The organism is Suttonella ornithocola, assembly GCF_001889065.1.
In the GTDB taxonomy this organism is placed as follows: Bacteria; Pseudomonadota; Gammaproteobacteria; order Cardiobacteriales; family Cardiobacteriaceae; genus Suttonella_A; species Suttonella_A ornithocola.
Genome location: NZ_LWHB01000249.1, coordinates 1 through 987 on the forward strand (window position 1 = coordinate 1; position 987 = coordinate 987).

General features: G+C 36.2%; 2 protein-coding genes. Both read right to left on the minus strand.

Annotated features, from left to right (window positions below; genetic code table 11):
• A partial coding sequence (locus A5N85_RS15850) for an IS630 family transposase (protein ID WP_169818686.1) occupies positions 1-520 on the minus strand: 520 nt, incomplete at its 3' end.
• The gene (locus tag A5N85_RS13470; RefSeq protein WP_072577622.1) at positions 463-777 is read right to left on the minus strand and encodes an IS630 transposase-related protein; all 315 of its coding nucleotides are present in this window, start codon (positions 775-777) and stop codon (positions 463-465) included. The genes A5N85_RS13470 and A5N85_RS15850, both read right to left, overlap by 58 nt.
• Positions 778-987 lie beyond the last annotated feature (210 nt).

Genomic DNA, 987 nt, shown 5'->3' on the forward strand with positions numbered 1-987 from the left:
AATAGWAAAAGAATAAAGTATCAATACAATCCATCCGCCATTCTTTGCGTATTTGCTTAATCCAAGCCCACATCTTTTCAATAGGATTTAAGTCTGGACTATAAGGGGGTAACCAAACTATCTCATGCCCATGCTCTTCAATGATTGCTTGAATATCACTGCGTTTATGAAAAGCGGCATTGTCCATGACAATTATACTGTTTTTAGGTAACTCAGGTAACAGTGCTTCTCTCACCCAATGAGAGAAAATATCGCTGTTAATAGAACCATCATATAAGCGTAAGGCAAACAATTCTCCATTGATAATGGCTCCAATCGCATTGCTCTGGTTCTTTAAATGCCAGTTATCACTTCCATGACAAACTTGTCCTTTTGTGCTGTAGCCATAAGCTCTATGAGCAAAGGCTTTAAAACCACATTCATCAAGATAGACTATCGGTTTGTCTTGAGCGGTCTTATCTACTATTTGTTCTTGAAAGTGCTCTCTTTTCTCTGTGTCGGCTTTTGGATGTTGGTTAATCTTTTTTTATGCGTTATCTTTAGTCGCTTTAGAGCATAACAAATCGCTGATTGCGAGCAATTAAAACGTCTAGCGCTTTCCCATTGGTAATCATCAGGATACTGCTCAATATCCTTAAGCAAGGCTTCATCATCAATCTTTGAGGGCTTACGCTCAGTAAAGCCTTTAGGATGGGGATTTTTAATCCAGCTATAGACGGTGAATTTGCTGATCTTGTAGCGCTTTGCAACAGCGCGCCAAGTTTCTCCATTAGCAATATAGTAAAATCACTTAGAATCCAATCTATCCAAAGCAGATATAAAGAACAACTTGTAGTAGAATTATTGGTAGTTGTTTGAAAAGTATGCTAAACATACTCTTACAAAAAATACTTCTTTTAATATATTGATATTTAAATATTTAACTGCCATTGGATTATTTGATAATATTCCAGCAATACTTTTCAAACCACTACCGAATTATCAAAA